Source organism: Cellulomonas algicola (assembly GCF_003851725.1).
Taxonomy (GTDB): domain Bacteria; phylum Actinomycetota; class Actinomycetes; order Actinomycetales; family Cellulomonadaceae; genus Cellulomonas; species Cellulomonas algicola.
In genome coordinates, this window is the sequence record NZ_BHYL01000321.1 from 248 (window position 1) to 2,591 (window position 2,344).

The following is a 2,344-nucleotide window of genomic DNA, read 5'->3' on the forward strand; positions in this document are numbered from 1 at the left end:
GTCGACGCCCGCGTCGACGCACGCGCCGCTCAGCCGCCGCTGCTCCTCGACCTCACCGCCGACCCCGACCCACATCGTCCGGTGCGAGAACACGCCGGCACCGCGCAGCGCCAGCGTGAACGGTGCGCGGTCCCGCGCGACCGCGGCGAGGTCGGCCACCAGGCCCGGTACGGCCCCGTCGGGCAGCTCGCCGTAGAAGGCCGCCGTCAGGTGCCACGTCTCGCGGGCGGACCAGCGGACCGCGCTCGACGCCCCGGCCGGACCGCCCCGGACGGTCGCGAGCGCGAGGTCGAGGTGGTCGAGGACGTCGTCGGGCGGCCACACGGCCGCGAACAGCCTCATGGCGCCACCGTGGGGCTCGGGACCGGATCGACGGACACGGGGCCCCGTGGTGTGCGGGCGGACGACGGTGCTGCGGAGGGCGACGGTGCTGGGGGCATCGTGACGGCGTTCGTCGGTACGCCGGGACCATCACTGAGGTCGGGCTTCCCGACCGCGGACGAGCAGAGTAGCGCGGCCCCGACCGCAGTGCCGCGGGCGCGTCACCTCAGCCCCTGGGGGTGGCGCGTCCCGTCAGCCCTGGGCGCGGACGCGTCCCGTCAGCGCCGGGCGAAGGTGCTGCACGTCAGCGCTGGGCGCGGGCGCTCGCGTAGAGGCAGACCGTCGCCGCCGTGGCGAGGTTGAGGGACTCGGCACGGCCCCGGATCGGGACGCGGACGACGGCGTCGGCCAGCGCGCGGTCCTCGTCGCGCAGGCCCCACGCCTCGTTGCCGAAGACCCACGCCGTCGGTGCGGCGAGGTCCGGCACGCCGTCGGGTGCGGCTCCCGCGACGTCGAGCAGGTCGTCGATGTCGTGCTCGCCCGTGCCGTCGGCCGCCAGCACAATCACGCCGCGGTCGTGCAGCGCTGCGACGGCGGACGCGAGGTCGGCACCGGTCGCGACGGGCAGGTGGAACAGCGACCCGGCGGTCGAGCGGACCACCTTGGGGTTGTGGAGGTCGACGCTCTCGCGCGTGAGGACGACGGCGTCGGCGCCTGCGGCGTCGGCTGCCCGCACGACCGTCCCGGCGTTCCCCGGGTCCCGGACGTGCGCGAGCAGCGCCACCAGGCGCGGACGGCTCGCGAGGACGTCGTCCAGGCCGACGTCGACCTGGTCCGCGACCGCGAGGACGCCCTGGGCGTCGGCGCTCATCGCGTCGAGCACCTCGGGCGTGGCGGTCCGGGCGACGATCCCCCGCCCGCCCGCGGCAGACACGATCTCGCCGTACCGCTCGGCGGCCGCGTCGGTGACGTACAGGTCGTGCACGCGCACGTGCTCGGCACGCACGGCCTCGCGCACGGCCTGCGGTCCCTCGACGAGGAACCGACCCGACCGCGCACGCGCCGGACGCCCGGCCAGCGCCCGCACTGCCTTCACCCGCTCGGCGCGGGGGTTGGTCAGCTCGGGCATCGGCCGGGCGTCCGGGGAGGTGCTGTGCTGCTGCGAGGCAGTCGTCACGCAGCCGACGGCGCGTTGACGTCGGCGGGCAGCGCGTCCTTGGCGACCTGCACGAGGGCGTTGAACGCCGCCGCGTCGTTGACCGCGAGGTCCGCGAGGACACGACGGTCGACCTCGACACCCGCGAGCTTGAGGCCCTGGATGAGGCGGTTGTACGTCAGGCCCTGCTCGCGCGACGCCGCGTTGATGCGCTGGATCCACAGCTTGCGGAAGTCCTGCTTGCGGACCTTGCGGTCGCGGTAGGCGTAGACGAGGGAGTGGGTGACCTGCTCCTTCGCCTTGCGGTAGAGGCGCGAGCGCTGCCCGCGGTAGCCGCTGGCGCGCTCGAGAGTTGCCCGGCGCTTCTTCTGGGCGTTGACCGCCCGCTTCACGCGTGCCACGTGATGCTCCTTGCTTGTCTAGGGCTCGAGTGCCCCGGGATCGCTCGTCGCGACCCCGGACGGGTCACTTGCCGAGCAGCTTCTTGATCTTCGGGGTGTCAGCGGCGGAGACGACGACGTCGCCGGCGATGCGGCGGGTGCGACGGCTCGACTTGTGCTCGAGGAGGTGACGGCCGTTGGCCTGCTCACGCATGACCTTGCCGCTGCCGGTGATCCGGAAGCGCTTCTTGGCACCGGAGTGCGTCTTGTTCTTCGGCATGGCTGCCGTGTCTCCTTGTCCATCTCATCGCGCGCGGATCGTGCGCGACTCGTCGTCGTGCGGCCCGGCGGGGAACCGGGCCGGCGTGATCAGGTCGGTCAGCCGGACTGACCCGGGGCCTGCGGCCGGGGCCGCGGGGCCGGGCGGGGTGCCGGCGGCTTGGGGGTGGCCGACGCGGGCGCCGGCCGGGGTGCGGCCGGTCGGGCC

General features: G+C 74.7%; 5 protein-coding genes. All 5 read right to left on the minus strand.

Going from position 1 to position 2,344, the window contains the following annotated elements:
* The coding region (locus CTKZ_RS17750; RefSeq protein WP_200829803.1) for a 2'-5' RNA ligase family protein at positions 1 to 342 on the minus strand (342 nt) is incomplete at its 3' end.
* Between the two features lie 283 nt (positions 343 to 625).
* The gene (locus tag CTKZ_RS17755; protein WP_124344181.1) at positions 626 to 1,450 is read right to left on the minus strand and encodes a TrmH family RNA methyltransferase; all 825 of its coding nucleotides are present in this window, start codon (positions 1,448 to 1,450) and stop codon (positions 626 to 628) included.
* A 44-nt stretch (positions 1,451 to 1,494) separates the two neighbouring features.
* Entirely contained in the window at positions 1,495 to 1,878 is a 384-nt protein-coding gene (gene rplT / locus CTKZ_RS17760; RefSeq protein WP_124344182.1) for a 50S ribosomal protein L20, read from the minus strand.
* A 64-nt stretch (positions 1,879 to 1,942) separates the two neighbouring features.
* Positions 1,943 to 2,137, minus strand: coding sequence for a 50S ribosomal protein L35 (gene rpmI, locus CTKZ_RS17765; RefSeq protein WP_013770804.1), 195 nt, complete (start codon positions 2,135 to 2,137; stop codon positions 1,943 to 1,945).
* 24 nt (positions 2,138 to 2,161) lie between these two features.
* Positions 2,162 to 2,344 (minus strand): hypothetical protein (locus CTKZ_RS22220; protein WP_210766399.1); only part of this gene is annotated, 183 nt, incomplete at its 5' end.